This window comes from Streptosporangium sp. NPDC049376 (assembly GCF_044466505.1).
GTDB lineage: Bacteria > Actinomycetota > Actinomycetes > Streptosporangiales > Streptosporangiaceae > Streptosporangium.
Genome location: NZ_JBITMT010000015.1, coordinates 87699 through 109973, shown reverse-complemented (window position 1 = coordinate 109973; position 22275 = coordinate 87699). Strand labels below are relative to the sequence as shown.

Genomic DNA, 22275 nt, shown 5'->3' with positions numbered 1-22275 from the left:
CGTGGGGGGAACGGTGTCCTGGTATCTGTGGCTCGTCCTGCTCGTCGGCGTGGAGCGGCTGGCGGAGCTGGTGGTCGCCCGGCGCAACGCGCGCTGGAGCCTGGCCCGCGGGGGGATCGTCCACGGGCGCGGCCACTATCCGTGGATGGTCGCCCTGCACACCGGGTTGCTGGCCGGGTGCGCGCTGGAGGCCGGTCTGGCGGGACGGCCCTTCGTCCCCGCGCTCGGCTGGCCCATGCTCGCCCTGGTCGTCGCGGCGCAGGGGCTGCGCTGGTGGTGCGTCACCACGCTGGGCAGGCAGTGGAACACCGAGGTGATCGTGGTCCCCGGCCTGTCCCCGGTGACGGGCGGGCCGTACCGGCTGCGGTGGCTGCGCCACCCCAACTACGTGGCGGTCGCCGCCGAGGGGGTGGCACTTCCGCTGGTGCACGGCGCCTGGGTCACCGCGGTGACGTTCACGGTGCTGAACGCCGCGCTCATGGTGGTGCGGATCCGCTGTGAGGAGGCCGCCCTGGCCACGCTCTCCCCCGCGCCGTCCGCCGGGCGGGCCCCCGCGTGATCGACGTCCTGGTCGCCGGCGGGGGGCCTGCCGGTCTCGCCACCGCCATCCACGCCGCGCTGGCCGGGATGGAGGCCGTCGTGGTCGAGCCCCGGCCGGGCCCGGTCGACAAGGCGTGCGGTGAGGGGTTGATGCCCAGCGGCGCGGCGGCGCTGCTGGGGCTGGGCGTGCGGCCCGAGGGCAGGCCTCTGGCGGGAATCCGCTACGTGGACGGCGGCGACCGGGTCCAGGCCGAGTTCAGGAAGGGAAGTGGGCTCGGGGTGCGCCGCACCGCCCTGCACGACGCGCTGTCGCGGCGCGCCGCCGAGGTGGGCGTGCGGGTCGTACGCGGCAGGGTCGAGGAGGTACGGCAGCACCACGACCGCGTCGAGGCCGCGGGGCTGCGGGCCAGGTGGCTGGTGGCCGCCGACGGTCTGCACTCCCCGCTGCGCGCCATGCTCGGGCTCCGGCTTCCCGACACCCGCCCCCGCAGGTACGGCCTGCGGCGGCACTATCTCGTCGCCCCCTGGACGGACTTCGTCGAGGTGCACTGGGCCGACGAGTCCGAGGCCTACGTGACGCCGGTCGGCGACGACCTGGTCGGGGTGGCCGTGCTCAGCTCACGGCGGCGGGGCTACCAGGAACATCTGGCGGACTTCCCCGAGCTCGCGGCCAGGCTCACCGGACCGGCGGCGACCAGTGTGCGGGGGGCGGGGCCGTTGCGCCAGCGGGTGCGCCGCCGGGTCTCGGGGCGGGTGCTGCTGGTCGGCGACGCCGCGGGTTACATCGACGCCCTCACCGGTGAGGGGCTCTCCCTGGCGCTGTTGTCCGCGCGGGCGCTCGTCGGCTGCCTGCGGGCGGGGGACCCCGACTCCTACGAGGAGGCCTGGCTGCGCCTGTCGCGCAGGCACAGGCTGCTCACCGGGGCGCTGCTGGGGACCCGGCGGTACCGCGGGGCCGCGCGGCTGATCGTCCCGGCCGCCCGGCGGCTGCCCGTCCTGTTCGGGGCCGCGGTGCACGCGCTCTCGTGAGGGTCCCGGCGGTCGCGCCTACGGCGGGCGGCGGACCGCCCCGCGCGGGCGGGGCGGTCCTGGGCTCGCTCACCGGTCGGTCAGCGGAAGACCCTGACCCAGTCGCTGTCCTCGGACGGCGCCAGGCCCCTGGCGCCCTCGAAGACGACGCGCCAGGTGCCGGAGGTGTAGACGCGGACGTCCGTGGCGAAACGCCCGTCACGGCCGGTCTCGATCGCGTCGACGAACTCCCACTTGCTCCTGCCGCTCGCGCGGAAGAGCACCACGATCTTCTGCCAGCCGGCGGAGCCCGCCCACTGGGTCCTGCCGTTGTCGCAGGGGTTGTGGCGGGTGGCCAGGCCGGGACCGCGCTCGTGCGGGTTGCAGTCCTCACCGACCTGGAGCTGGCCGCTCAGCGTGATGCGCTGGAACCTGCGGGCCGGGTTGGGGTCGGCGTTGAAGCCGGCGATCCTGGTCTCGGTGTAGGCCCGGCTCCCGGCCTGCGCGGACACGGCCTGGGTGGTCGCGGCCTGCGCCGGTGCGGTGACCGCGAGCGCGGAGGCGCTCAGCGCCGCCGTGGCCAGGACGGTCGCGATGCGTCGCAGCATCTGGAACTTCCTTCCCCGTTGAAGGACGCGCCCCGCGGTGGGGCGCGCCTACCGTCAAAGACGCTTCAACATAAGGAAAAGTCACAGTAAATAGGAAATTAGCCACTCCAAATGGAATAACGATATGGCGATTTGTCCTATTAAATGCACTTATGCGGTGGTCGGGTGGATGATGCTGCGTCTGCCCGCATAGTGTCCCGTCCCGGCGAACAGGATGCGCCACTGACCGTCCCTGATCCCCGGAACGTCCCTGGCGAAGCGGCCCTGCGCGTCGGTGGTCGCCGAGGCCACGCTCTGCCAGGGCTCCCCGGGCTCGCTCCGGTGCAGGATGCCCACCGGCTGGCCGGGGAAGGGGGCGTAGTCCAGGTAGCCCTGCGGGTCGACCCGGTTCAGGACACCGCGAACCCGCGCGCCCGTCTCCCCCGCGGCCACCCGCACCGCGCTGAACCTGGTCTCCCTGCGCAGCCTGAAGACGGTGTGCCCGGTGACGACCTCACCGCCGGCGCCCCTGGCGGTCACCGTGACGGTCCAGCGCCCCGTCGGGTACCAGCGGGTCAGACCCTTGTCGGGCACGAACCTCCAGATCTCCCACTCCGGCGCCGGGGCAGGCGCCTGCGCCCCCTGACCGTCTGCGGTCCCGGTGACCCCGGTGTCCTCGGCGTCCTCCTGGATCGGCGGGGAGGCCGGCTCGTCGGCCGCGTCCGGGGCGCCCGGCTCGACCTCGATCGTCACCCCGTCCGGCCCCGCGACCCCGCCCGCGACCACCTCGATCACCACCCGCACCGATCCGGACGGCCCGACGACGGGCGCGCCCGGGGTCACGGTCACCGAGCGGATCACCGGTTCCCCGGCCACGCCCGCCCCGGCCGGGACGGGCGGGACGACGGTCGCCGCCGCCAGCAACGCGAAAAGGAATCTCATGACCCAGGACGCTAGGAACGGCGCGGTAATGGCCGGGGGACGGACACGCGCCCGTTGGGCAAAGGGACAGGCACGGGTCAGGACGCGTACAGGCCTTCGATCACCTCCGCGTACCTGGTGTGGATGATCCGGCGTCTGAGTTTCAGGCTCGGCGTGAGCTCCTGGCTCTCCGGCGTCCACTCGACCGGCAGCAGCCGCCAGCGCTTGACCTGCTGTACCCGGGCGAGCCGCCCGTTGGCCGCGGCGACCGCCCCGGCGACCTCGCGGAGGACCTCGGGGTGCTCGGCGAGGTCGGCCAGGCAGGTGAACCCGATGCCCCGCTCCTTCGCCCAGCCGGGAGCCGTCTCACCGTCGAGGGTGAGGATCGCCACCGGGTACGGCCTGCCGTCGCCGTAGACCAGGGCCTGGCCGACGATGGGGTGTTCCCTGAGGAGGCCCTCGATGTTGGCCGGGGAGATGTTCTCGCCCCCCGAGGTGATGATGAGTTCCTTCTTGCGGTCGAGGATGCTGACGAAGCCGTCCTCGTCGACCACGCCGACGTCGCCGGTGTGCAGCCAGCCGTCCTCGTCCAGCAGTTCCGCGGTCTCCCCCGGCCGGTTGAGGTAGCCGACGGCGTTGGCCGGGCTGCGGGTGAGGATCTCCCCGTCCTCGGCGACGCGGATCTCCACCCCGGGCCCGGCCTGCCCGACCGTGCCGAGTTTGAAGCGGTCCTGGGCGTTGGCGGTGAACGCGCCCGTCGTCTCCGTCATGCCGTACACGTCCAGGACGCGCAGGCCGAGACCGGCGAAGAAGCGCTGGACCTCGCGCGGCATCGGCGCCGCGGCGGTGGCGAGCCAGCCCGCGTTGTCCAGGCCGATCAGCGAGCGCACGCCGGACAGCAGCGCGGCGTCGGCCCGCTCGTAGGCCTCGCGGACCCCAGGTGAGGGCGTGCGGCCGTACTGGCAGGCCTCGATGTGGGCGAGACCGGCGGCCATGGCCAGACGCGCCTGCTCGCGCCGATCCTGCGGCTGCATGGACAGCAGGGCCTGGAGCCTGGCCATCATCTTCTCCCACACGCGCGGCACGCCGAAGAAGAGCACCGGCCTGACCTGGCCGAGGATCGCGCCGAGCTGGGACATGTCGGTGCAGAAGTAGGTGTGGGAGAGCTTGAAGAGCGGCAGGTAGAGGCTGAGCACCCGCTCGGCGATGTGCGCGTAGGTCAGATAGGAGATCTGGGTACCGCGTTCGGGCACCCGCGCCAGCCGGTCGGTGGCTACGACCTCGTAGAACACGTTGGCGTGGGTGAGCGGCACGCCCTTGGGGTCGCCGGTCGTGCCGGAGGTGTAGAGCACCGTCAGGACGTCGTCGGCGGCCACCGCGCGCCAGCGGGCCTCGACCTCGCCGGGTTCGGCGGCCAGCCGTTCGCGGCCCATGGACAGCAGGTCCTCCCAGGAGACGAAACGGTCGTCCCGGGGCGCGCCCTCCAGCATGACGATCCTGTGCAGCGCGGGCAGGTCGCCGAGGATCGGCTCCCATCTGGCCAGGTCGGCCGGGCCGCCGAGCACCGCGATCCGCGCGCCCACGTCGGCCGCGACGAAGGCGACCTGCTCGGGGGCGAAGGTGGGGTAGACCGAGCACGAGACGCCGCCCGCGTGCACCGCACCCAGGTCGGCCAGGACGTGCTCGCTGCGGTTGACCATCATCAGGGCGACGGCCTCGCCCCTGCGCAGCCCGAGGGCGGCGAAGCCCGCGGCGATCTCCAGCACCCTCCGCCTGGCCTCGCCGTAGGTCATGGTCGTCCAGCCCTGCCCCGAGGGGTCGGAGTAGGCGGGGGCTCCCGCGTCCCGTTCGGCCGCCTCCCTCAACTGGGCGCAGACGGTACGGCCCGCGATCTCCCGCTCGATCGCGGCCCGTTCCTCAAGGACACCGGCCATCGAAGCGCCTCCTGGAAGTGCTCACTTGCCTTCGTGAGGCATGCATCGCATCACACGGGATACGGGGGGACAAGACCTTCGGCGTTAAGGGACCGACGACGCACGACCTTTCGGTCCGCCCTCGCCGGAATGAACACGCAGAGTTACAGTTCGATCACACACTGAGGTCGGGGGGCGCTATGACATCGGAGACAAAGGCGGAGGAGAAATCCTTCTTCGGGCATCCACGCGGCCTCGCCACGCTGTTCGGCACCGAGATGTGGGAGCGCTTCAGCTGGTACGGCCTGCGCGCGATCCTGGCCACCTTCATGGCCGCCTCCCCCGCCGTCGGCGGGCTGGGCATGGGCAAGGGGACCGCGCAGGCGCTCGTCGGCGTCTACGGCGCCCTGATCTATCTGGTGGCCCTGCCCGGCGGCTGGGTCGCCGACCGCGTCCTCGGTGCCCGCAGGGCGGTGCTGTGGGGCGGTCTGATCATCATGTTCGGGCACATCAGCATGGCGATACCGGCCAGGACGGGCCTCTTCGTGGCCCTCGGCCTGCTGCTCATCATCGCCGGGACCGGGCTGCTGAAGCCGAACATCTCCGCGATGGTCGGCAAGCTCTATCCGGAGGACGCCGACGCGCGCAGGGACGCGGGCTTCTCCCTGTTCTACCTCGGCATCAACCTGGGGGCCTTCGTCGCCCCCATCGTGGTCGGCTGGCTCGCCGACGGCGACCGCTGGCACCTGGGCTTCGGGGCGGCGGCCGTCGGGATGGCCCTCGGCCTGGTCCAGTACGTGGCGGGCCGCTCCCGCCTCCGGGGCGCCGGCGACGAGCCCGGGCACCGGCTGACCCCCGCCGAGCACCGGCACTTCACCCTCGTCGCGCTCGGCTCGACGGCCGTGATCGTCGTGGCCCTGACGCTCTGGGCGCTCTCCGGGACCTTCAGCCTCGACGCCTTCGCGCTGGCGCTGACCGTGGTGATCGTGATCGTTCCGGTGGTCTACTTCGGCTACATCCTGCTGGGCAGCCACAACCTGACGCCGGAGGAGCGCGCCGGGATGCGGGCCTACATCTGGTTGTTCGCCGCCGCGGCCGTCTTCTGGATGATCTACGACCTGGCCCCGACCGTGCTGCTGTTCTTCGCCGCGGACCACACCGACCTCTCACTGTTCGGTGTGCGCATCACCGCCGCGGCGACGCAGTCGTTCAACCCGCTGTTCATCATGATCTTCGTACCGGTCTTCGCGGCGTTGTGGGTGAAGCTGGGCAACCGGGTCACGGCCCCGCAGAAGTTCGCCTTCGCGCTGGTCATGGTCGGCCTGAGCTTCGTGATCATGGCGGCGGCCTCCGCCCTGGCCGGGAACGGGAGGGTCTCGGTGTGGTGGCTGGTGGCGGTCTACCTCGTCCAGGTCTTCGGGGAGCTGGCGCTGAGCCCGGTCGGGCTCTCGGTCACCACCAAGCTCGCCCCCCAGGCGTTCAAGGGACAGATGCTCGGCGTCTGGTTCATCGCCGTCTCGGTCGGTGACGCGGTCGGCGGGCAGACGGGCAGGCTCAGGGAGCACATGTCCGATCCCGCCTACTTCCTCACGCTGGCGGCGATCGCGGTCGTGGCGGGCGTGCTGCTGTTCCTGTTCGTGCCGCGGCTGCGCGTCCTGATGCGGGAGCACGACCACGCGCCTTCCGGACACCAAGAAATATGATGTAAGACCCATAGAGCCGGTCATGGGATGATTTATCAGTGAACCAATGGCTTGACCTCGTCGGAATCTTCGTCTTCGCTCTCTCAGGCGCACTCGTGGGCGTCCGCAGGCGACTGGACGTGGTCGGCATGGCCGTACTGGCGGAGATGACCGCGCTCGGCGGCGGCATCCTGCGTGACCTGATCCTCAACGTCCGGCCCGCTGCCTTCTCCAGCACCGGATACGTGCTCGCCCCGGTGATCGCGACGGCCATCGTGTTCTTCTGGCACCCGCACGTGGAGCGGGTGATGCCCGCCGTCAACGTGTTCGACGCGGCGGGCCTCGGCCTGTTCTCCGTGGTGGGCACGGAGAAGGCGCTGAGCTACGGCCTGAGCCCGCTGCACGCGACACTGCTCGGGGTCACCACCGGTGTCGGCGGCGGCGTGCTGCGCGACGTCCTGTCCGGGCAGATCCCCATCCTGCTCTACGACCGCCAGCTCTACGCGGTGCCCGCCCTGTTCTGCTCGGCGGTGATGGCCGTGCTCTACATCCTGGACCTGCACGGCTGGCCCGCCACGCTGGCCGCCGCCGTACTCGGGTTCGGGCTGCGCATCGCCGCGATGCGGCTGCGCTGGCGCGCCCCGCTCGCCCGGGGGGTCGCGCCGGAGTAGCCCGGTGAAAACCCTGGTCAAGTCGCGTTACACGGCGTACGGCCCGGGCATCGCGGCGGTAGGCGTCCAACCCACGGGAGGCCACCATGGCCAAGGGGAAGAAGACCGCGGGCCACGGGCGACGGCCCTGCACCGTCAGTCTGCCGCTGGTCGGGACGGTGGCGGTGCCGCCACCCGAACGGCTGGCCTTCTACGCGGTGCTGGGGGTGCTCGGCGCCCTTGAGGTCATCGACTGGCCCGTCGCGATCGTCGTCGGGGCCGGTCACCTGCTCTCCGAGCAGCATCGCTCCGGCCTCCTGCAGGAGGCCGGAGAGGCGGCGGAGGCCGCCTGACGATCACAGGGCGGGGGTGAGCGGCGGAGCCGGGCGGGCGCCGTACGGGCCCCTGATCCTGGCCTCCGCGATGCGGGCCACTCCCTCGGTGACGACCTGCGGGGACTGGGTGAAGGGAAGCCGGAGCCTGCCTTCGAGCGTGCCGTCGACGCCGAACCAGGTGCCGGGGGCCAGCCGTACGCCCTGGCAGGCGGCGGCCTCGGCCAGCAGGCTGCCCGAGTGGTCGGGCAGCCTGATCCACAGCGAGCCGCCGCCCCTGGGCACGGTGTAGTCCCAGTCCGGCATGTGCTCGGCCAGCGCGGTCGTCAGGGCGGCCCGTGACGCGCCGAGGCTGCGGCGGCGTTCGGCCCTGGTCTCCTCGATGTCCTCGAAGAGCCTGGCCACGACGAGCTGCTCGAACAGGGAGCTCGCGATGTCGACCGAGGCGCGCAGGGCGGCCAGGCGGCGCACCATGGCGGCGCCCGTGCGGATCCAGCCGATGCGCAGGCCGCCCCACCACAGCTTGGAGGCCGATCCCAGGCTGATCACCCTGCCGTCGGTGTCGAAGGCGGCCAGCGGGGCGGTCCTGGGCACCTCGTCGATGTCCAGCTCGCTCCAGGTCTCGTCCACGATCAGCGTGGTGTCGTGCCTCCTGGCCGCGCTCACCAGCCCGGCCCGGGTGGCGTCGTCCATCAGGTGGCCGGTGGGGTTGTGGAAGTCGGGGATGACGTAGGCCAGGCGGGCCCCTGACTGGCGCATCGCGCTGGTGAGCAGGTCCAGGTGCCAGCCGTCGTCGGGGATGCCGACCGGGACGATCCTGGCGCCTCGCGCCCTGGCCAGGTCGATGGCGTGCGGATAGGTCGGCGAATCGAGCAGGAACGGGTCGCCCGGCGCGAGCAGCGCCATGGCCAGCAGGTGGAGGCCGTGCTGGGCGCCCGCGGTGATGAGGATCTGCTCCGGCCTGGTGGCCAGCCCCCGCGCGCAGTACCGGGCGGCGACGGCCTGGCGCAGCGGCGCGATCCCGACCGGGTCGTAGCCCATGCCCAGGGTGTAGCGCGGATAGCCCTCCCCCGCGGCGGCGATCGCGGCGGGCAGCGTCCTGGCCGCGGACGGCGCCGCGCAGTGCAGCGGCAGCAGCCCGTCGTCCTCTGCGGCGATCCAGGGGTTCTCCGCGCCGAGCGAGCCCGCGTCCGGCAGCGCCGTCCAGCTCCCCGCCCCCTGCCTGCTCTCCAGGTATCCCTGCTCGCGCAGCCGGTCGTAGGCGGAGGTCACGGTCGTACGGCTGACGCCCAGCGCCTCGGCAAGGTGCCGCTCCGCCGGGACCCGTACCCGCACGGGCAGCCGCCCGTCGAGGATCAGCGACCGCACGGTCGCGGCCAGGGTCCGGTAGTACGGCTTGGCGCCGGGGTCGATCGCCAGGAGGCGAGCGAGCTGGACGCCACTCAGATAGCGGTCCACCCGCCCCACTATAAGGCCACTTTTCGTGATTGGCCCTTTTGGATGGCAGTAATGGCATGGACGATAAGTGCCATTATGAGCGAGGCAACACTTCCCACCCTCGGGTCGTTCCCCGGCCGCCTCCTGCGCCTGTACGCCGGACTGGCGCTCTACGGCGTCGGCATCGGCCTGCAGATCGAGTCACGGCTCGGCGGCAGCCCGTGGGACGTCTTCCACCAGGGCCTGTCCATCCATCTCGGCCTGTCCATCGGCACCTGGATCATCGTCGTCGGCGCGGCCGTGATGCTGCTGTGGATCCCCCTCAGGCAGCGGCCCGGCATCGGCACCCTCAGCAACGTCCTGTTCCTCGGGCTGTTCGCCGACGCCGCGATGTGGCTGGCCCCCGAGCCGGGACCGCTGGCCCTGCGGTGGGTCTATCTGGTGCTCGGCGTCGTCGCGACCGGCGCGGCCACCGGGCTCTACATCGGCGCGGGCCTGGGCCCCGGACCGCGCGACGGCCTGATGACCGGCCTCAACCGCCTGGGCATGTCCATCCGTTCGGCCAGGACCCTCATCGAGGTGACGGTGCTGGCCGTCGGCTGGCTGCTCGGCGGGACCGTGGGCCTGGGAACCGTGGTCTTCGCCCTGGCGATCGGCCCGCTGAGCCAGTTCTTCATGCCGCTGATGCGCCCCAAGGACTGATCGGGACGCCGCGGAGGCGTTAGCGTCGAGCACATGCGGATCGAGGACTACGCCCTCATAGGCGACATGCAGTCGGCGGCACTGGTCGGCCGCAACGGCTCCATCGACTGGCTCTGCCTGCCCAAGTTCGACTCGCCCGCGTGCTTCGCGGCACTGCTCGGCGACAAGCACCACGGGCAGTGGTGGCTCGGTCCCGCCGGCGCCCGGCGGCCCGACGCCACCAGGCGCCGTTACAAGGGCGACTCCCTGGTGCTGGAGAGCGAGTGGGACACCCCGGGCGGCACGGTCCGCGTCACGGACTTCATGCCGACCAGGCACGTCAACCCCGACCTGGTCAGGATCGTCGAGGGTGTCTCCGGCACGGTCGAGATGGCCACCGAGATCCGCGTCCGCTTCGACTACGGCCGCATCGTGCCCTGGGTGCGCCGTACCGACGGGCTGCTGCAGGCCGTGGGCGGCCCCGACTCGGTGTGGCTGCACTCCCCGATCCCGCTGCAGGGCGGCGACTACGCCCACAAGGCGAGGTTCCAGGTCGCCGCGGGCGAACGTCTGGCCTTCGTCTTCACCTGGCACCCCTCCCACGAGGCCAGGCCCGTCGAGATCGACCCCTTCGAGCAGCTCACGCAGACCGAGCAGCTGTGGGAGGAGTGGCTCGGCCAGTGCGCCTACCAGGGTCCGTGGCGGGACGCCGTGGTCCGCTCGCTCATCACGCTCAAGGCGCTCACCTACGCCCCCACCGGCGGCATCGTCGCCGCCCCGACCACCTCGCTGCCCGAGGACCTCGGCGGGGTCCGCAACTGGGACTACCGCTACTGCTGGCTGCGCGACGCGACCATGACGCTTGAGGCCCTCATCGGCGCGGGCTACCTGGAGGAGGCCCGCTCCTGGCGGGCGTGGCTGCTGCGCGCCATCGCGGGCCGCGCCCAGGACCTGCAGATCATGTACAGCGTGACCGGAGAGCGCAGGCTGACCGAGCTCGAACTGTCCTGGCTGCCCGGCTACGAGGCCTCCCGCCCCGTCAGGATCGGCAACGACGCCGTCACCCAGCTCCAGCTCGACGTGTACGGCGAGGTGATGAACGCCCTGTACCTGTCGCGCGCCTCGGGCATGGAGCCCGACGACCGGGCGTGGACCATCCAGCGCGAGCTGCTCGGATACGTGGAGGCCCACTGGGACGAGCCCGACGAGGGACTGTGGGAGGTCAGGGGTCCGCGCAGGCACTTCACCCACTCCAAGGTGATGTGCTGGGTGGCCCTCGACCGGGCCGTCAAGCAGGTCGAGGAGTTCGGCAGGACGGGGCCGGTGGCGCGCTGGCGGGAGCTGCGCGACCGGATCCACGCCGAGGTGTGCCACAAGGCGTTCGACTCCGCGCGCGGCACCTTCACCCAGTCGTACGGCTCGGCGGAGCTCGACGCCTCCCTGCTGCTGATCCCCATGGTGGGTTTCCTGCCCCCCGAGGACCCCAGGGTGGTCGGCACCGTCGAGGCGATCCAGCGTGAGCTGATGGTCGACGGCTTCGTGCTGCGTTATCCGCTGGACGAGGACAACGACGTGGACGGCCTGCCGGGGGGTGAGGGCGCGTTCCTGGCGTGCAGCTTCTGGCTGGCCGAGGCGCTGGCGATGATCGGGCGCAAGGAGGAGGCCGTCGAGCTGTTCGAGCGCCTGCTGGCGCTGCGCAACGACGTCGGCCTGCTCTCCGAGGAGTACGACCCCCGCTACGGCCGCATGGTCGGCAACTTCCCGCAGGCCTTCAGCCACGTCCCGCTGATCCACACGGCCCGCGCGCTGAGCTGACCCCGCCCGCCGTACTCCTCGGGAGGACCCCGGGAGGGCGCTGACGAGCCGAAATGCGGCGGATCCGGAAGGCCAGAAAAGTCGTGAAAAAATTTTTCCCCTCGGGTGCAACTAAACACGGCCAAGGTCACTCTCACCTGTTGAACACCACCCGAAAGGAACAAACATGAGCGACTTCGCTACCTCCGACCTGGTCGACTACGACGGCGACGGCAGCGCCGACGCCCAGCTGATCGACACCGACGGCGACGGCTACGCCAACGAGGAGCGCTACGACACCGACGGTGACGGGGTGACCGACGTCGTCTACCTCGACAACGACGGTGACGGCTACATCGACGAGGCCCGGGTCGACTACGACGGCGACGGCGTCGCCGACTACACCCAGACCTCGGGCCCCTTCCCCACCGCCTGACCGCACGAGCAGCGTGAGCCCGTGTGTCCTCACGTGTGATCCCGTCGCGGACCACACGGGCGAATGACGAGGAAGACAACCGATGGAAGATCGACGCGCGCTCCTGCCCCTGATGCTCCTGCTGGCCTGCGCGGCACTGACCGCCTGCGGCCTCGTGGGAGGGGAGACGGGCGGGCAGACGCGGACCGTCGCCACGTCATCGGAGCCCGGCGAGCCGGGTGTCTCCCAAGGAGAGGCCGTACGGCCCCTGCGCAAGGGGCGGGGGGTGACGCCCGGCGAAACGGGGACGCCGGGCGGACCGTTCCCGCTCCCCCTCCCCCTGATGCTCGCGATCGGCGGCGGGGTCGCCGTGGCGGGCGCGGGAGGGCTCTACCTGTGGTCGCGCGGCCGGCGGACGGTCGCCGCCACACCGTCCCCGGCGCCGCCGTGGCAGACGGCTTCCCAGGCCCCTCAGACCCCCCAGGCCCCTCAGATGCCCCTGACCCCCCAGGCTCCCCCTGGGACGATGGCCGCCGAGGCGCCGCCGCACCCGTGGGCACCCGAGCGTGACCCGCTGGCCGAGGCGCTCACCGAGGTGGCGGGCAGCGGGATCAGCCAGGCGCTCACCCAGCAGGTCGAGCGACTGTTCTCCGGAGGGCATCCGGGCAGGGAGACCCTGGTCGAGGCCTGCATCGGCTACCGGGACCAGATCGCCGAACGCCACCCCCGGCTGGCCGACACCCTGGGCGACGGCCTGAACCGGGCCGGGGTGCGGGAGATCGTCCCGGACGGGCAGCGGTTCGACCCACGCCTGCACGAGGCGTTCGGCTCCGAGCCGACCGACCGGCCCGAACTGCACGACATGGTGGCGGAGACCGTCAAGAGGGGGTACGCCGACGGCGGCCGGGTGATCCGCGTGCCGCAGGTCGCCGTCTACCGTCACCCGGCGCCCGGAGGCGAGGGTGTGGGGTGAGGCGCTCAGCCGTCGGCCAGGCCGGTCTGCAGCCGCCTCCTGGCACGGTGGATCCAGGCCCGGACCGTGTTCAGCGGCACCCCGAGCGAGAGCGCGACCTGCTCGTAGGTCAGTCCGCCCGCCCACAGCAGCAGCGCCTCCCGATGGGAGGCGGGCAGCCCCGTCAGCGCCCTGCGCAGGTCGGCCAGCCTGGCGACCGAGTCCTCGAAGGGGTCGGCGACCAGGAGTTCCTCGGCGACCTCGGCCATGAGCGCGTCCCGGGGAGGACGGCGCCTGATCACCGAGTGGGAGGCGTTGCGCGCGATGGCCAGCACCCAGGCCCTGAAGGGCGACCTGCCCTGAAAGGCCGGCAGGCCGCGCCAGGCCGCCAGGTGCGTGTCCTGGAGCGCGTCGAGGGCGTCGGCGCGGTTGCCGGTCAGGTGGTAGCAGACGCCGAAGGCCGGGCGCCGCGCCATCGACCACAGCTCGGCGAAGGCCCTCTCGTCACCCCTGCGGGCCGCCGCCACGAGCAGGCTCTCACCATCGGCGGCGTCCTCGGTCCTGTCCTCGACGGCCCCGCCCAGCGCCACGCTCGTCATCGGTCACCCATCGTCCGGGAGCGGAAAATCAGCCAATGACATCACGTTCCGCGACCGCCCGGTATGTGGTGGTCCGCCATGATATTGGACCGTGATAATCCCCATTCCCGGTCGTCCCATCACGAGTCAGACGGCCTGACCGACCTGCGTCGACTCCCTCAGGGAGGGCCGGGAAACCGATACAGGAGGAGAACCTGCCCATGGTGCCGCGGACGTTCCCGCCCGCCCCCCGCCCACGGCCCGCGTCCGGCGGTGACGCGTGACGGCGGGCCCCGCCGACCTGCTGCGCGACCTCTGCGACTCCACCTCGGCCAGGCTCGCCGGGCCCGAGCTGCGCGAGCGGATCGCCCAGGTGCGCGCGAGCCTCGACGCCCCGCTGCGGGTCGCGGTCGCGGGCGCGGTCAGCAGCGGCAAGTCGACCCTGGTCAACGCCCTTCTCGGGCTGCCCGTCGCCCCGGTCGACGCGGGCGAGTGCACCTTCGTCGTCACCCAGTACGAGTACGGCGAGGACGACGGACTCGTCACGATCGAGCTGAAGGACGGGGGCGTCGCCCACTCGCGGCTGCTGCCCGGCCACCGGCTGCCCTCGGACCTGGGGGTCGAGGTCGCCCGGATCAGGCGCCTTCGCGTCACGCTGGACCAGCCCTCCCTGCGCACGGTCACCATCGTCGACACCCCCGGTATGAACACGGTGACGGCGGCCAACGAACAGGCCGCCAGGAGCATGCTGTTCGGCTCAGGGGACGAGGACGACCGCGCCCAGGCGATGATCTACGTGCTGCGTTACGTCCAGAAGTTCGACGACACCACCCTCGCCGAGTTCCGCGGCCTCACCGGCGCCTGCGGGATGAGCTGCGTCAACACCCTGGCCGTGCTGGGCCAGGTCGACCGGCGCGGCGACGAGGACGACCCCTGGCCCACCGCGCGCCGCCTGGCGGCCAAGGGCTACCAGGACCTGCGGACCTCCGTCTTCGACGTGGTCCCGGTGATCGGCCTGCTGGCCGAGACCGCGCGGGCGTGCCCGCCGGACGCCGAGGAGTTCGCGGCGCTGTCCGAACTGGCCCGGATGGACGAGGACGACCTGGAGGACTACCTCCTCGACCTGGAGGACTTCCGCACCGCTGCCGACCTTCCCGTCCCCGCCGAGGTACGGCACCGCCTGGTCGCGAAGCTGCACCGCTACGGCATCGTGACCTCGGTGCGCGCGCTGCGTGAGGGCGTCGCCGGGGACGCCGGGGCGCTCGCGGCGCACCTGCTGGAACGGTCGGGATACGCCTCCGCGGGGAAGGCCGCGACCGGCTCGGTCGCCGCGGGCATCGCCCACTTCGCCCGCCGCGCCGACCACCTGAAGGCCCTCGACGCCCTGACCAGGCTGCGCGCCCTCGCCCGCACCCCGGCGCTCGGCTCGGATCGCGTCACCCTGGACGCGCTCGCGGCCCAGCTCGACGAGAACAAGCCGATCGCCACCGCGCTCGGCGGCCTGCGGATCTTCGCCGCGGCCGAGGCGCTCGGCAGGGGCACGCTCGTCCTGAACGAGGAGATGACGGCGGAGCTGCTGCGCATGGCCCGCCACGACGACCCCGCCGAGCAGCTCGGCCTGGCCGCCGGGGCGCCGAAGCCGGAGATCGCCGCCGCGGCCACCGCCGCCTCGATGCGCTGGCGCACCCTGGCCATGATGAGCGAGGGCCGCACCGGCGGGCACCGGGCCAGGGACGTGCTGACCGTCCTTGAGGACGTGGTCGGCGCGGCGCTCACCGAGGACCGGGGACCGGCCGCCCCCACGGGGGCGGGCCCGCTGCCCCCTGTCTCCGTGGACCGGGCGGCGGCCGAGGCGCTGCGCTCGTCCCCGATGGTCCCCGCGGACGAGCGGCGCTCCGTCGAGCTGCTGCTGACCGGGACCGAACTGGCGCTCCAGCTCGGCGCGCCGCCCTCGGCCCCCCGCGCCGAACTGGCCGGCTACGCCGCCGCGCTGGCCGCCAGGTTCCGCGTGCTGACCCACAGACCCCTGCCCATCAGGCAGCGCAGGGCGGCCGAGACCCTCTGCGAGGCCTACGAGGCCGTCTGGGCGTGGTGCGACCGGCCGGACGGCCCCTCCGGCACCCCCTCACCGGCACGATCCCGACAGGAGAACGTCAGTTGACGACCCCCGACCAGGCGGGCCCGGTGGCCCGGCTGCTGCGTTACGCCAACGAGGTCCACGGCCTGGCAGGCCGGTGCGGCAGGCCAGACCTGGCCGAGGTGCTGGCCGCGAGCGCGGCCAGGTGGAAGGACGAGTGCACCGACATCGTGGTCGCGGGCGCGCAGAAACGCGGTAAGAGCCGCCTGCTCAACACCCTGGTCGGCCACCCCGACCTGCTGCCCGTCGACGCCGACGTCGCGACCAACTGCTTCCTCTCCCTGCGGCGCGGCCCCCGCCTCACCGCCGTCGTGCACCGCAACACCGACACCGGGCTCGTCGAGACCCCGATCACCGTCGAGTCGATCCCCGACTACGCCTCCATGCGCGGTGACGCGGGCAAGCGGCGCGACGTCGTCAGCGTGGACGTCACCCTGGACAACCCGCTGCTGGACGGCCTGCGGCTGCTCGACACCCCCGGGGTGGACAGCCTGACGGTCGGGCACAGGCAGGTGACCGTGGCCATGCTCCAGCGGGCCGACGCCCTGTTGTTCACGCTCAGCGCGCAGGACCAGCCGGTGCTCAGGCACGAGCTGGAGTTCCTCGCCGAGGCCGCCGAGCGGGTCCAGGCGATCGTGTTCGTGCTGACCAAGGTGGAGGACTCCGCCAACTGGCACAGCCTGCAGGAGGAGAACAAGGCCCGGCTGAGGACCTTCGTCACCGAGGCGATCGCCGCCGACCCCGGCAGGACGGCGACGCTGAGCCCGCTGCTGCGGGCGCCCTGGATTCCGGTGAGCTCGAAGCTCGCCGAGGCCGCCGCGGCGAAACGGCGGGAGGGACGCGCCGAACGGGCCGACGCGCTGCGGGCCCGCAGCGGCATGGACGTCCTGGAGCGGTACCTGCGCGGGTTCGCCGACGGCCGGGAGTCCGCGCGTGGCGCGACCGTGGTCGCCGCCGCGCTCTCCGCGCTGAACTCACTGGCGGCCGGGGCGCAGGACGACGTCGCCGCGGGCTCCGACGACGCCGGGGACATCACCGCACGGCTCGCCGAGCTGGACGCGGAGCTGGCCGCCCTCGGGGAACTGACGGCCAAGCGCAGGGCGGGCGCCGTCGCCAACACCTTCCTCGGGCGTGAGGTCGGCGGGATCGTGGCCGCCCGGGTGGCCGAGATCCGCCAGCCGTACGAGAACGCGATCGCCACGCTGAAGAAGCAGGAGCAGATCGACAGGTACATGGCGGAGCTGCCGGAGAGCGTCCAGCGCTCACTTGAGGCCGTCTGGTCGCAGATCGTCTACGACGTGGAGAACCTGGCCAGGACCACGCTGGACGCCTTCGCCCGCGACCTGGGCCTCGACCCGGTCGAGCTGACCTCCGACAGGCGCGCGATGCCCAACCTGTCGCAGGTCCAGGTCAAGGGGGACCAGGCCGCGGACACGCCGGTCGACGTGGACATGGTGCGGGACGTGCTGCCCTCGATCTCGATGGCCGCCTCGTTCGGCGGCCTGGCCGCGGCCATGCTCGGCCCCGTCGGCTTCCTCCTGGTCGCCCCCGCCATCGGGGCCTCTATCTTCTTCGGGCGGCGCTCGCTGGAGAAGGTGCAGCGCAACCAGGCCGCGATCAGGGGGGCGCTGCGCGACCAGTTCTCCGTCGTCGCCAGGGAGATGACCCTCGACCTGGAGCGGATGGTCGCCACCTGGCGGGTCAGCGTCGAGCAGGCCGCCGACGACAACCTGATGCGAAGGCGCAAGGACCTTGAGAGCAGGCGGGCGGAGCTGAAGGCCGCCTCGGCCCGTTCGGCCGCCGACCGCCAGAGGTCGCGGCAGTCCGGCCAGGACCGCATCGCCGCGATCAACGCCCTCACCAGGCGCGGCCACGAGCTGCGTGAGGAACTCGCCGCGGCGGTCGCCGCCCTGGGATCGGCCCCCTGACCGTCCTGTCCCCGTTCGCGCCCCGTGCCCCCGGCGACGTCCGCCGGGGGCACGGTCGTCTTCCTGGCGTCACAGCGGCAGGTGCACCAGGGCCGCCGGCTGGTCACGGGTGGCACCGGTGGTGTCTCCCGGCCGGTGCAGGCACAGCAGGCCGCTGGGGACCCGGACGACCGGCTCGAACAACCCCGGCGTGCGGTGCACCTCCCGCGCCCCCGAGGGGGTGACGTGCACGAGCCTGCTGCGACCGGCGTCCAGCATCGTCATCCAGATCGAGTCGCCGTCCACGACCAGCCTCGGCCGCTCCCAGCGGTTTCGGGAGGTCAGGTGACCGGCCAGGGTCGCCGACTGCTTGCCCATCAGGAACTCCAGCGTGTGCGAACGCTGGTTGAAGATCCCCACCGACCAGCCCCTGGCGGGACTCACCTGGTCGGCGCCGACCGCGTAGATCTGACCGCCCGCCGGGACCCAGCGCAGGGCGCCCGCCCTGGGGCGGGGCATGACGAGCTTGGTCCTGCCGTCGGCGGTGTCGGCCTCAAGACCGGCCGAGCTTGAGGTGAACCACCTGCCGTTGTGCAGGACGACCTGGTGCAGCCAGCTACGGCCGGGCTCCCGCACCGTCGGGCGCACGACACCGCCGGGGTCGATCAGGCACAGCACCTGCCAGGGCCTGAAGTCGTGGTGCCTGTTCTGGAACATCGGCTTGTTGCTGCTGAACTGCCCGAGCACCACCGTGCAGCCTGGCGCTCCGACGGAGGGCGCGGGGTCGTTGCCGCTGGGCCCCTCCTGGTCGACGAGCCGCCGCGACCGGTTGTCCTCGTTGAGGAACCACTGGGTGTACGGCCCCAGGTCGCGCGGCTGCGGCGCCTGGAACATGAAGCCCCCGCCCAGGTCGAACTCGACCACCGACAGCTGCCCCGTCTCCCCCCAGGGCAGGCCGACCGAGCTGTCCACCGGGACCGGCTGTCGTGGCTGGAAGAAGACCCAGGCGGTACGGCCGTGCGCGATCACGGTCGGGTTGCCCCACACCTGGAGCGGGTGGGTGCCGCGGATGGCCAGGTCGGGGGTGAGGACACGCACCAGGGTCTGCGCGGGCCCGACCTGCTCGACCGCGGCGACGCCCTCACGTGAGACGTCCCACTCGACCAGCCTGCCGAAGCGCAGCTCACGGTCGTGCCTGCCCTCGACGCCGTCGAGCCTGCGCAGCAGGTGGCCGCTGTCGAAGGCCTGGTGGACGAAGACCCTGCCCGCCTCGGCGCGGGCCTCAAGCACACCGTCGAGCACCTTGGCCACGCCCGGGACGACCGGCCCGTCCTGCGCGCCCCGCTGCGCCCCCTGCGGACCGTTCCCGGGGACGACCTTGTGGCCGCCGGTGTGACCGCCCTCCGGGCCGGTGAAGACCTGCCCGCCGCCGGTGACACCGAGGCGTGCAGAGGACTTGGCGGGCGCAGAGGGCTCGGCGCGGGCCGCCGGGACGCTCTGGGACTGTTCGGGGTCCCGCTGCTCGACCTTGAGCTTCCAGGCGAGCTGGGCGGCGCCGTACGCGACGACGATCTTCGGGTCGTCGTAGGTGCGCACCCGGTCGCCGAGCCTGTCGCGCACGGCCTCCTGGACCAGCGGCATCCGGCTGGCGCCGCCGGTCATGAACACCGCCGCCAGTTCGTCCTGCGTGATCCCGGCCCCGCGGATCGTCTCCTCCAGGATGTCGACCGTCTTGACGATCTCGGCCCCGATGAGGTCCTCCAGGTCGCTCCTGGCGATGTGCACGTCCTCGTTGATGCCGACCACGTAGTGGGAGGAGGTGTCGAACTTCGACAGCGCCTCCTTGGCCTCCCTGGCCATCTTGAGCAGGTCGGCGGCGTAGCTCACGTAGCGGCGTTCCGGGTTGCTGGTCACCTGCTGCCACCAGTCGGCGTCCAGGCGCTCGATCTGCGCCCCGAGGAAGGCGAAGATCTGTTCGTCGAACACCTCCCCGCCGATCTCGTCGCTGCCGCCGGGCTCGCCGACGACCTTGAAGTCGCTGCCGTCCGCGGTGAGCACGGCCGCGTCGAACGTGCCGCCGCCGAGGTCGTAGACGGCCAGGTGGGAGCCGTCGGCCCGTTTGGCGGTGGCGAAGTAGCGGGCCGAGGCGACGGGCTCGTCGACGAGCACGATCCGCACCCCGCGCACCACCTGCCTGGCCGCCTCAAGCAGTACGGCCTTGCGGTCCTCACCCCAGGCGACGGGGTGGGTCAGCGCGATGCAGTCGGGCGGGGCTCCGTCGAAACGCCTCCTGCCCTCGCTCACGAACAGTTCGAGCAGCGCCGCCATGGCGTCGGCGACGGCGACCGGTACCCCGCCGAGCAGCATCCGGCCCCGGCCGACGTAGCGCTTGGGGTTGCGCTCGACGCGTTCCGGATTGAGCGCGATGCCCCGCTGGGCGATCCGGCCCGCGACCAGCGTGCCGCGCTCGTCGAGCATGACGGCCGAGGGGATGCGCCGTTCCCCCTCGACCTCCAGGACGTCGAAGCGCCCTTCGGCGGCTATGACCCCGGCGGAGAAACTCGTCCCGAGATCGACGCCGAGGCACCACTGCGCCATTTGCCACTCCTCGTAGATGCGGACCCGGTCGTCCCACGTTCACAGGCCGCGGCCGATCGTGGCGGGCACGCCGGGGGCGGCCGGGGTGCGCGGGAGGCTCCTCGGGATGAGTGCGGGGCGGGAAGGCACCATCTTACGGTTCCCCGCGCTCTCACGGTGATCCCGTAGTGATCCCGTAGTGATCCCGTGGTGGCCTCCCGGGCCGTCTCAGCCTCCGGGGCCGCCCTCCGGGCGGGTGGCCAGGGAGGCGAGCACCCGCGCGAACGCCTTGGGCGGGGCCACGACCAGCCGGATCTGGCCGTCCTGGCTGACGAGGTCGGCCCTGATAAGGGTGAGCCTTCCCTCGTGCCACCAGTAGACCTGGGGGCTGAGCCCGTCGGCCCGCAGGTCGCACTCGCGCTGGGCGAACAGCCGCAGCCGTTCGATCGCACGGACGACCTCGATGCCCTCGACCGGGTGGACGATCATCTCCGAACGGCTCGGCAGCGCGACCAGCACCCCGTCGGCCGGCACCCGGAGGTAGTCACCCAGGCGACGCAGGTGGGCGGCGGCGCCGGCGGTCGCGCCGCTCAGCCGCAGCGCGGTGGCGCCGCCGAGGTCGATCGCGTCGGCCGACAGCCGCCCGTCGCCCGCCGCGTTGCCCACGGCCTCCTCCAGCGCCTGCGCGGCGGTGACCGGCCAGCAGCCGACCTCCTCGGGACGGAGCGGCCTGGCGGCCTCGCCGTGCCCGACGGTCAGCACCTCGACCAGGTCGGCGCTGAGGTGGCGGCCGACGACGGCGCCCGCCAGGTCGTCGGCGGGCTGGAGCCGGGTGCGCAGCAGCGGGCGGACCTGGTCCAGGTCGCAGGCGTCGAACGGCTCCCCGGCCGTGGCCAAGACGTGGGACAGGTGCTCGGAGACCAGCACCGGCCAGTCCTCGCGCGAGCGCCTGCGCGCCTCGGCCCGCAGTCCCGCCAGCCGTACCACGTGCCTGACCGTCCGCTCGCCGGAGTCCGACAGGGTCAGCGTCCCGCCGTCGGCGGAGAAGGCACAGGAGTAGCCGAGGGTGTCGGCGACCAGGGAGAGCAGGGAGTCGAGATCGACGTCCTCGACCGGCCGCGCGGCTCTCCTGGCCTGCCGGTCGCGACGCCGCCGGAACAGCCTCACACGCCCATCCCCTCTGCGCTCTCCTCCTAGGTCCGCACCTAGACTGCCTCCACGGGGGCGGTGTTTGAGCCGGTCAGAGAGCACGATTCTGCATCAATAGCACCAAGTGCCCCTAGCAGCACACTCAGCTGTGGTGTGCCGTGCCCCACGGGAAGGCCCGCGATGACCGGCACCCCGAGCGGCGCGAGCCGCTCCCGCAGCACCGGGTACGGATCGCCGCAGCGCTCCCAGGAGCCCAGGGCGAAGCCCGCGGCCCCGTCCAGCGCCCCCGACATGAGCAGCTGGGTGAGCATCCTGTCGATCCGGTAGGGCGCCTCGGTGACGTCCTCAAGCAACACGATCCTCCCCCGCGCCCGCAGCTCGTACGGCGTGCCGCACAGCGCCGCGAGCAGGCTGAGGTTCCCGCCGGTCACCGGCGCCTCGACCCGGCCCGGAACGATCACCCGATCCCCCTCGACGGGCGCGGGCGTGCCGAACAGGGCAGCGGCGAGATGTTCAAGCGTACGGGGTTCCGGCCCCTCCGGGTCACTGAGGGTCGCACAGGCGGGCATCGGCCCGAACCACGAGGCGACACCCAGCATGACGGCGAAGGCCCGGTGCAGCGCGGTGACGTCGCTCGAACCGGCCAGTGTCTTCGGCCCCGCGGCCCGCATGGCCTCCCAGTCGAGCAGGTCGAGCACCCTCGTCGCCCCGTAACCGCCCCTGGCGCAGAACACCGCGGCCACGTCCGGCTCGCACCAGGCCGCCTGCAGGTCGGCCGCCCGCGCGGCGTCCGTCCCCGCGAGGTAGCCCTCCCGGTCGAGCACGTGGGCTCCGGTGACGACCTCCAGGCCGAGCTCCCGTAACAGCCGCACCCCGCGTGCCAGGCGTTCGGGGTCGGGAGGCCCGCAGGGCGCCACGACCGCGACCAGGTCACCGGGGCGGAGCCTGCGCGGGACGGTCACGTGATCACGCACAGGATCAGGCACGGAATCGGGCGCGACCGGTTCGCTCACCC

General features: G+C 72.5%; 19 protein-coding genes. 11 read left to right on the top strand and 8 right to left on the bottom strand.

Translation table 11 applies throughout. The annotated features are described in order from the left end of the window. Positions 1-13: 13 nt before the first annotated feature. Positions 14-559 carry an isoprenylcysteine carboxyl methyltransferase family protein gene (locus tag ACIBVQ_RS30285; RefSeq protein ID WP_399181624.1) on the top strand — a complete coding sequence of 182 codons (546 nt, stop codon included), beginning with the start codon at positions 14-16 and terminating at the stop codon, positions 557-559. Then, positions 556-1569 (top strand): NAD(P)/FAD-dependent oxidoreductase, encoded by a 1014-nt coding sequence (locus ACIBVQ_RS30280; protein ID WP_362915880.1) that lies wholly within the window; start codon positions 556-558, stop codon positions 1567-1569. The genes ACIBVQ_RS30285 and ACIBVQ_RS30280 overlap by 4 nt, the downstream gene beginning before the upstream one ends. Before the next feature lie 80 nt (positions 1570-1649). On the opposite strand, the gene ACIBVQ_RS30275 is transcribed toward ACIBVQ_RS30280, so the two are convergent. The 3 genes from ACIBVQ_RS30275 to ACIBVQ_RS30265 all read right to left on the bottom strand — a co-directional run bounded on the left by ACIBVQ_RS30275 (position 1650) and on the right by ACIBVQ_RS30265 (position 4990). Then, positions 1650-2156 (bottom strand): hypothetical protein, encoded by a 507-nt coding sequence (locus tag ACIBVQ_RS30275; RefSeq protein WP_352013138.1) that lies wholly within the window; start codon positions 2154-2156, stop codon positions 1650-1652. A 150-nt stretch (positions 2157-2306) separates the two neighbouring features. Beyond that, positions 2307-3077 carry a hypothetical protein gene (locus ACIBVQ_RS30270; RefSeq protein WP_399181621.1) on the bottom strand — a complete coding sequence of 257 codons (771 nt, stop codon included), beginning with the start codon at positions 3075-3077 and terminating at the stop codon, positions 2307-2309. Between the two features lie 77 nt (positions 3078-3154). After that, complete coding sequence (locus ACIBVQ_RS30265) at positions 3155-4990, bottom strand: AMP-dependent synthetase/ligase (protein ID WP_399181619.1); 1836 nt, start codon at positions 4988-4990, stop codon at positions 3155-3157. Between the two features lie 179 nt (positions 4991-5169). Here ACIBVQ_RS30265 and ACIBVQ_RS30260 point away from each other — a divergent pair, with 179 nt between their 5' ends. The 3 genes from ACIBVQ_RS30260 (at position 5170) to ACIBVQ_RS30250 (ending at position 7654) form a co-directional block, all read left to right on the top strand. After that, entirely contained in the window at positions 5170-6672 is a 1503-nt protein-coding gene (locus ACIBVQ_RS30260; RefSeq protein ID WP_399181617.1) for a peptide MFS transporter, read from the top strand. Between the two features lie 38 nt (positions 6673-6710). After that, a complete protein-coding gene (locus ACIBVQ_RS30255) occupies positions 6711-7322 on the top strand; it encodes a TRIC cation channel family protein (protein WP_352013142.1) in 612 nt (203 codons plus the stop codon). Positions 7323-7408: 86 nt separating this feature from the next. Further along, positions 7409-7654: a hypothetical protein gene (locus ACIBVQ_RS30250; RefSeq protein ID WP_352013143.1), complete on the top strand. Its 246-nt coding sequence runs from the start codon at positions 7409-7411 to the stop codon at positions 7652-7654. Positions 7655-7657: 3 nt separating this feature from the next. On the opposite strand, the gene ACIBVQ_RS30245 is transcribed toward ACIBVQ_RS30250, so the two are convergent. Then, the gene (locus ACIBVQ_RS30245) at positions 7658-9091 is read right to left on the bottom strand and encodes a PLP-dependent aminotransferase family protein (protein WP_352013144.1); all 1434 of its coding nucleotides are present in this window, start codon (positions 9089-9091) and stop codon (positions 7658-7660) included. 75 nt (positions 9092-9166) lie between these two features. On the opposite strand from ACIBVQ_RS30245, the gene ACIBVQ_RS30240 reads away from it, so the two are divergent. The 4 genes from ACIBVQ_RS30240 (at position 9167) to grpE (ending at position 12933) form a co-directional block, all read left to right on the top strand. Then, positions 9167-9772 (top strand): hypothetical protein, encoded by a 606-nt coding sequence (locus ACIBVQ_RS30240; protein WP_352013145.1) that lies wholly within the window; start codon positions 9167-9169, stop codon positions 9770-9772. Positions 9773-9805: 33 nt separating this feature from the next. Continuing rightward, entirely contained in the window at positions 9806-11566 is a 1761-nt protein-coding gene (locus tag ACIBVQ_RS30235) for a glycoside hydrolase family 15 protein (RefSeq protein WP_399181613.1), read from the top strand. 166 nt (positions 11567-11732) lie between these two features. Beyond that, positions 11733-11981 carry a hypothetical protein gene (locus tag ACIBVQ_RS30230; RefSeq protein WP_352013147.1) on the top strand — a complete coding sequence of 83 codons (249 nt, stop codon included), beginning with the start codon at positions 11733-11735 and terminating at the stop codon, positions 11979-11981. An 82-nt stretch (positions 11982-12063) separates the two neighbouring features. Then, positions 12064-12933, top strand: a complete 870-nt coding sequence (grpE, locus tag ACIBVQ_RS30225; protein ID WP_399181611.1) for a nucleotide exchange factor GrpE — start codon at positions 12064-12066, stop codon at positions 12931-12933. Between the two features lie 5 nt (positions 12934-12938). On the opposite strand, the gene ACIBVQ_RS30220 is transcribed toward grpE, so the two are convergent. After that, complete coding sequence (locus tag ACIBVQ_RS30220) at positions 12939-13511, bottom strand: RNA polymerase sigma factor (protein ID WP_399181609.1); 573 nt, start codon at positions 13509-13511, stop codon at positions 12939-12941. 259 nt (positions 13512-13770) lie between these two features. Here ACIBVQ_RS30220 and ACIBVQ_RS30215 point away from each other — a divergent pair, with 259 nt between their 5' ends. Next, positions 13771-15651: a dynamin family protein gene (locus tag ACIBVQ_RS30215; protein ID WP_399181607.1), complete on the top strand. Its 1881-nt coding sequence runs from the start codon at positions 13771-13773 to the stop codon at positions 15649-15651. Beyond that, the gene (locus ACIBVQ_RS30210; protein ID WP_399181605.1) at positions 15648-17555 is read left to right on the top strand and encodes a dynamin family protein; all 1908 of its coding nucleotides are present in this window, start codon (positions 15648-15650) and stop codon (positions 17553-17555) included. Before ACIBVQ_RS30215 ends, ACIBVQ_RS30210 begins: the two co-directional genes overlap by 4 nt. A 69-nt stretch (positions 17556-17624) precedes the next feature. Here the strand turns inward: ACIBVQ_RS30210 and ACIBVQ_RS30205 are convergent, their stop codons facing one another. The 3 genes from ACIBVQ_RS30205 to ACIBVQ_RS30195 all read right to left on the bottom strand — a co-directional run bounded on the left by ACIBVQ_RS30205 (position 17625) and on the right by ACIBVQ_RS30195 (position 22234). Then, entirely contained in the window at positions 17625-20132 is a 2508-nt protein-coding gene (locus ACIBVQ_RS30205; RefSeq protein WP_399181603.1) for an Hsp70 family protein, read from the bottom strand. 207 nt (positions 20133-20339) lie between these two features. Continuing rightward, complete coding sequence (locus tag ACIBVQ_RS30200; protein WP_362915900.1) at positions 20340-21278, bottom strand: hypothetical protein; 939 nt, start codon at positions 21276-21278, stop codon at positions 20340-20342. Between the two features lie 38 nt (positions 21279-21316). After that, the gene (locus ACIBVQ_RS30195) at positions 21317-22234 is read right to left on the bottom strand and encodes an LD-carboxypeptidase (protein ID WP_362777367.1); all 918 of its coding nucleotides are present in this window, start codon (positions 22232-22234) and stop codon (positions 21317-21319) included. Between the last annotated feature and the right edge of the window lie 41 nt (positions 22235-22275).

Coding starts and splice junctions, on each gene's coding strand:
- ACIBVQ_RS30275 (WP_352013138.1), bottom strand. CDS start 2,156: ATGCTGCGACGCATCGCGACCGTCCTGGCCACGGCGGCGCTGAGCGCC.
- ACIBVQ_RS30270 (WP_399181621.1), bottom strand. CDS start 3,077: ATGAGATTCCTTTTCGCGTTGCTGGCGGCGGCGACCGTCGTCCCGCCC.
- ACIBVQ_RS30265 (WP_399181619.1), bottom strand. CDS start 4,990: ATGGCCGGTGTCCTTGAGGAACGGGCCGCGATCGAGCGGGAGATCGCG.
- ACIBVQ_RS30260 (WP_399181617.1), top strand. CDS start 5,170: ATGACATCGGAGACAAAGGCGGAGGAGAAATCCTTCTTCGGGCATCCA.
- ACIBVQ_RS30250 (WP_352013143.1), top strand. CDS start 7,409: ATGGCCAAGGGGAAGAAGACCGCGGGCCACGGGCGACGGCCCTGCACC.
- ACIBVQ_RS30240 (WP_352013145.1), top strand. CDS start 9,167: ATGAGCGAGGCAACACTTCCCACCCTCGGGTCGTTCCCCGGCCGCCTC.
- ACIBVQ_RS30235 (WP_399181613.1), top strand. CDS start 9,806: ATGCGGATCGAGGACTACGCCCTCATAGGCGACATGCAGTCGGCGGCA.
- ACIBVQ_RS30230 (WP_352013147.1), top strand. CDS start 11,733: ATGAGCGACTTCGCTACCTCCGACCTGGTCGACTACGACGGCGACGGC.
- grpE (WP_399181611.1), top strand. CDS start 12,064: ATGGAAGATCGACGCGCGCTCCTGCCCCTGATGCTCCTGCTGGCCTGC.
- ACIBVQ_RS30220 (WP_399181609.1), bottom strand. CDS start 13,511: ATGACGAGCGTGGCGCTGGGCGGGGCCGTCGAGGACAGGACCGAGGAC.
- ACIBVQ_RS30205 (WP_399181603.1), bottom strand. CDS start 20,132: ATGGCGCAGTGGTGCCTCGGCGTCGATCTCGGGACGAGTTTCTCCGCC.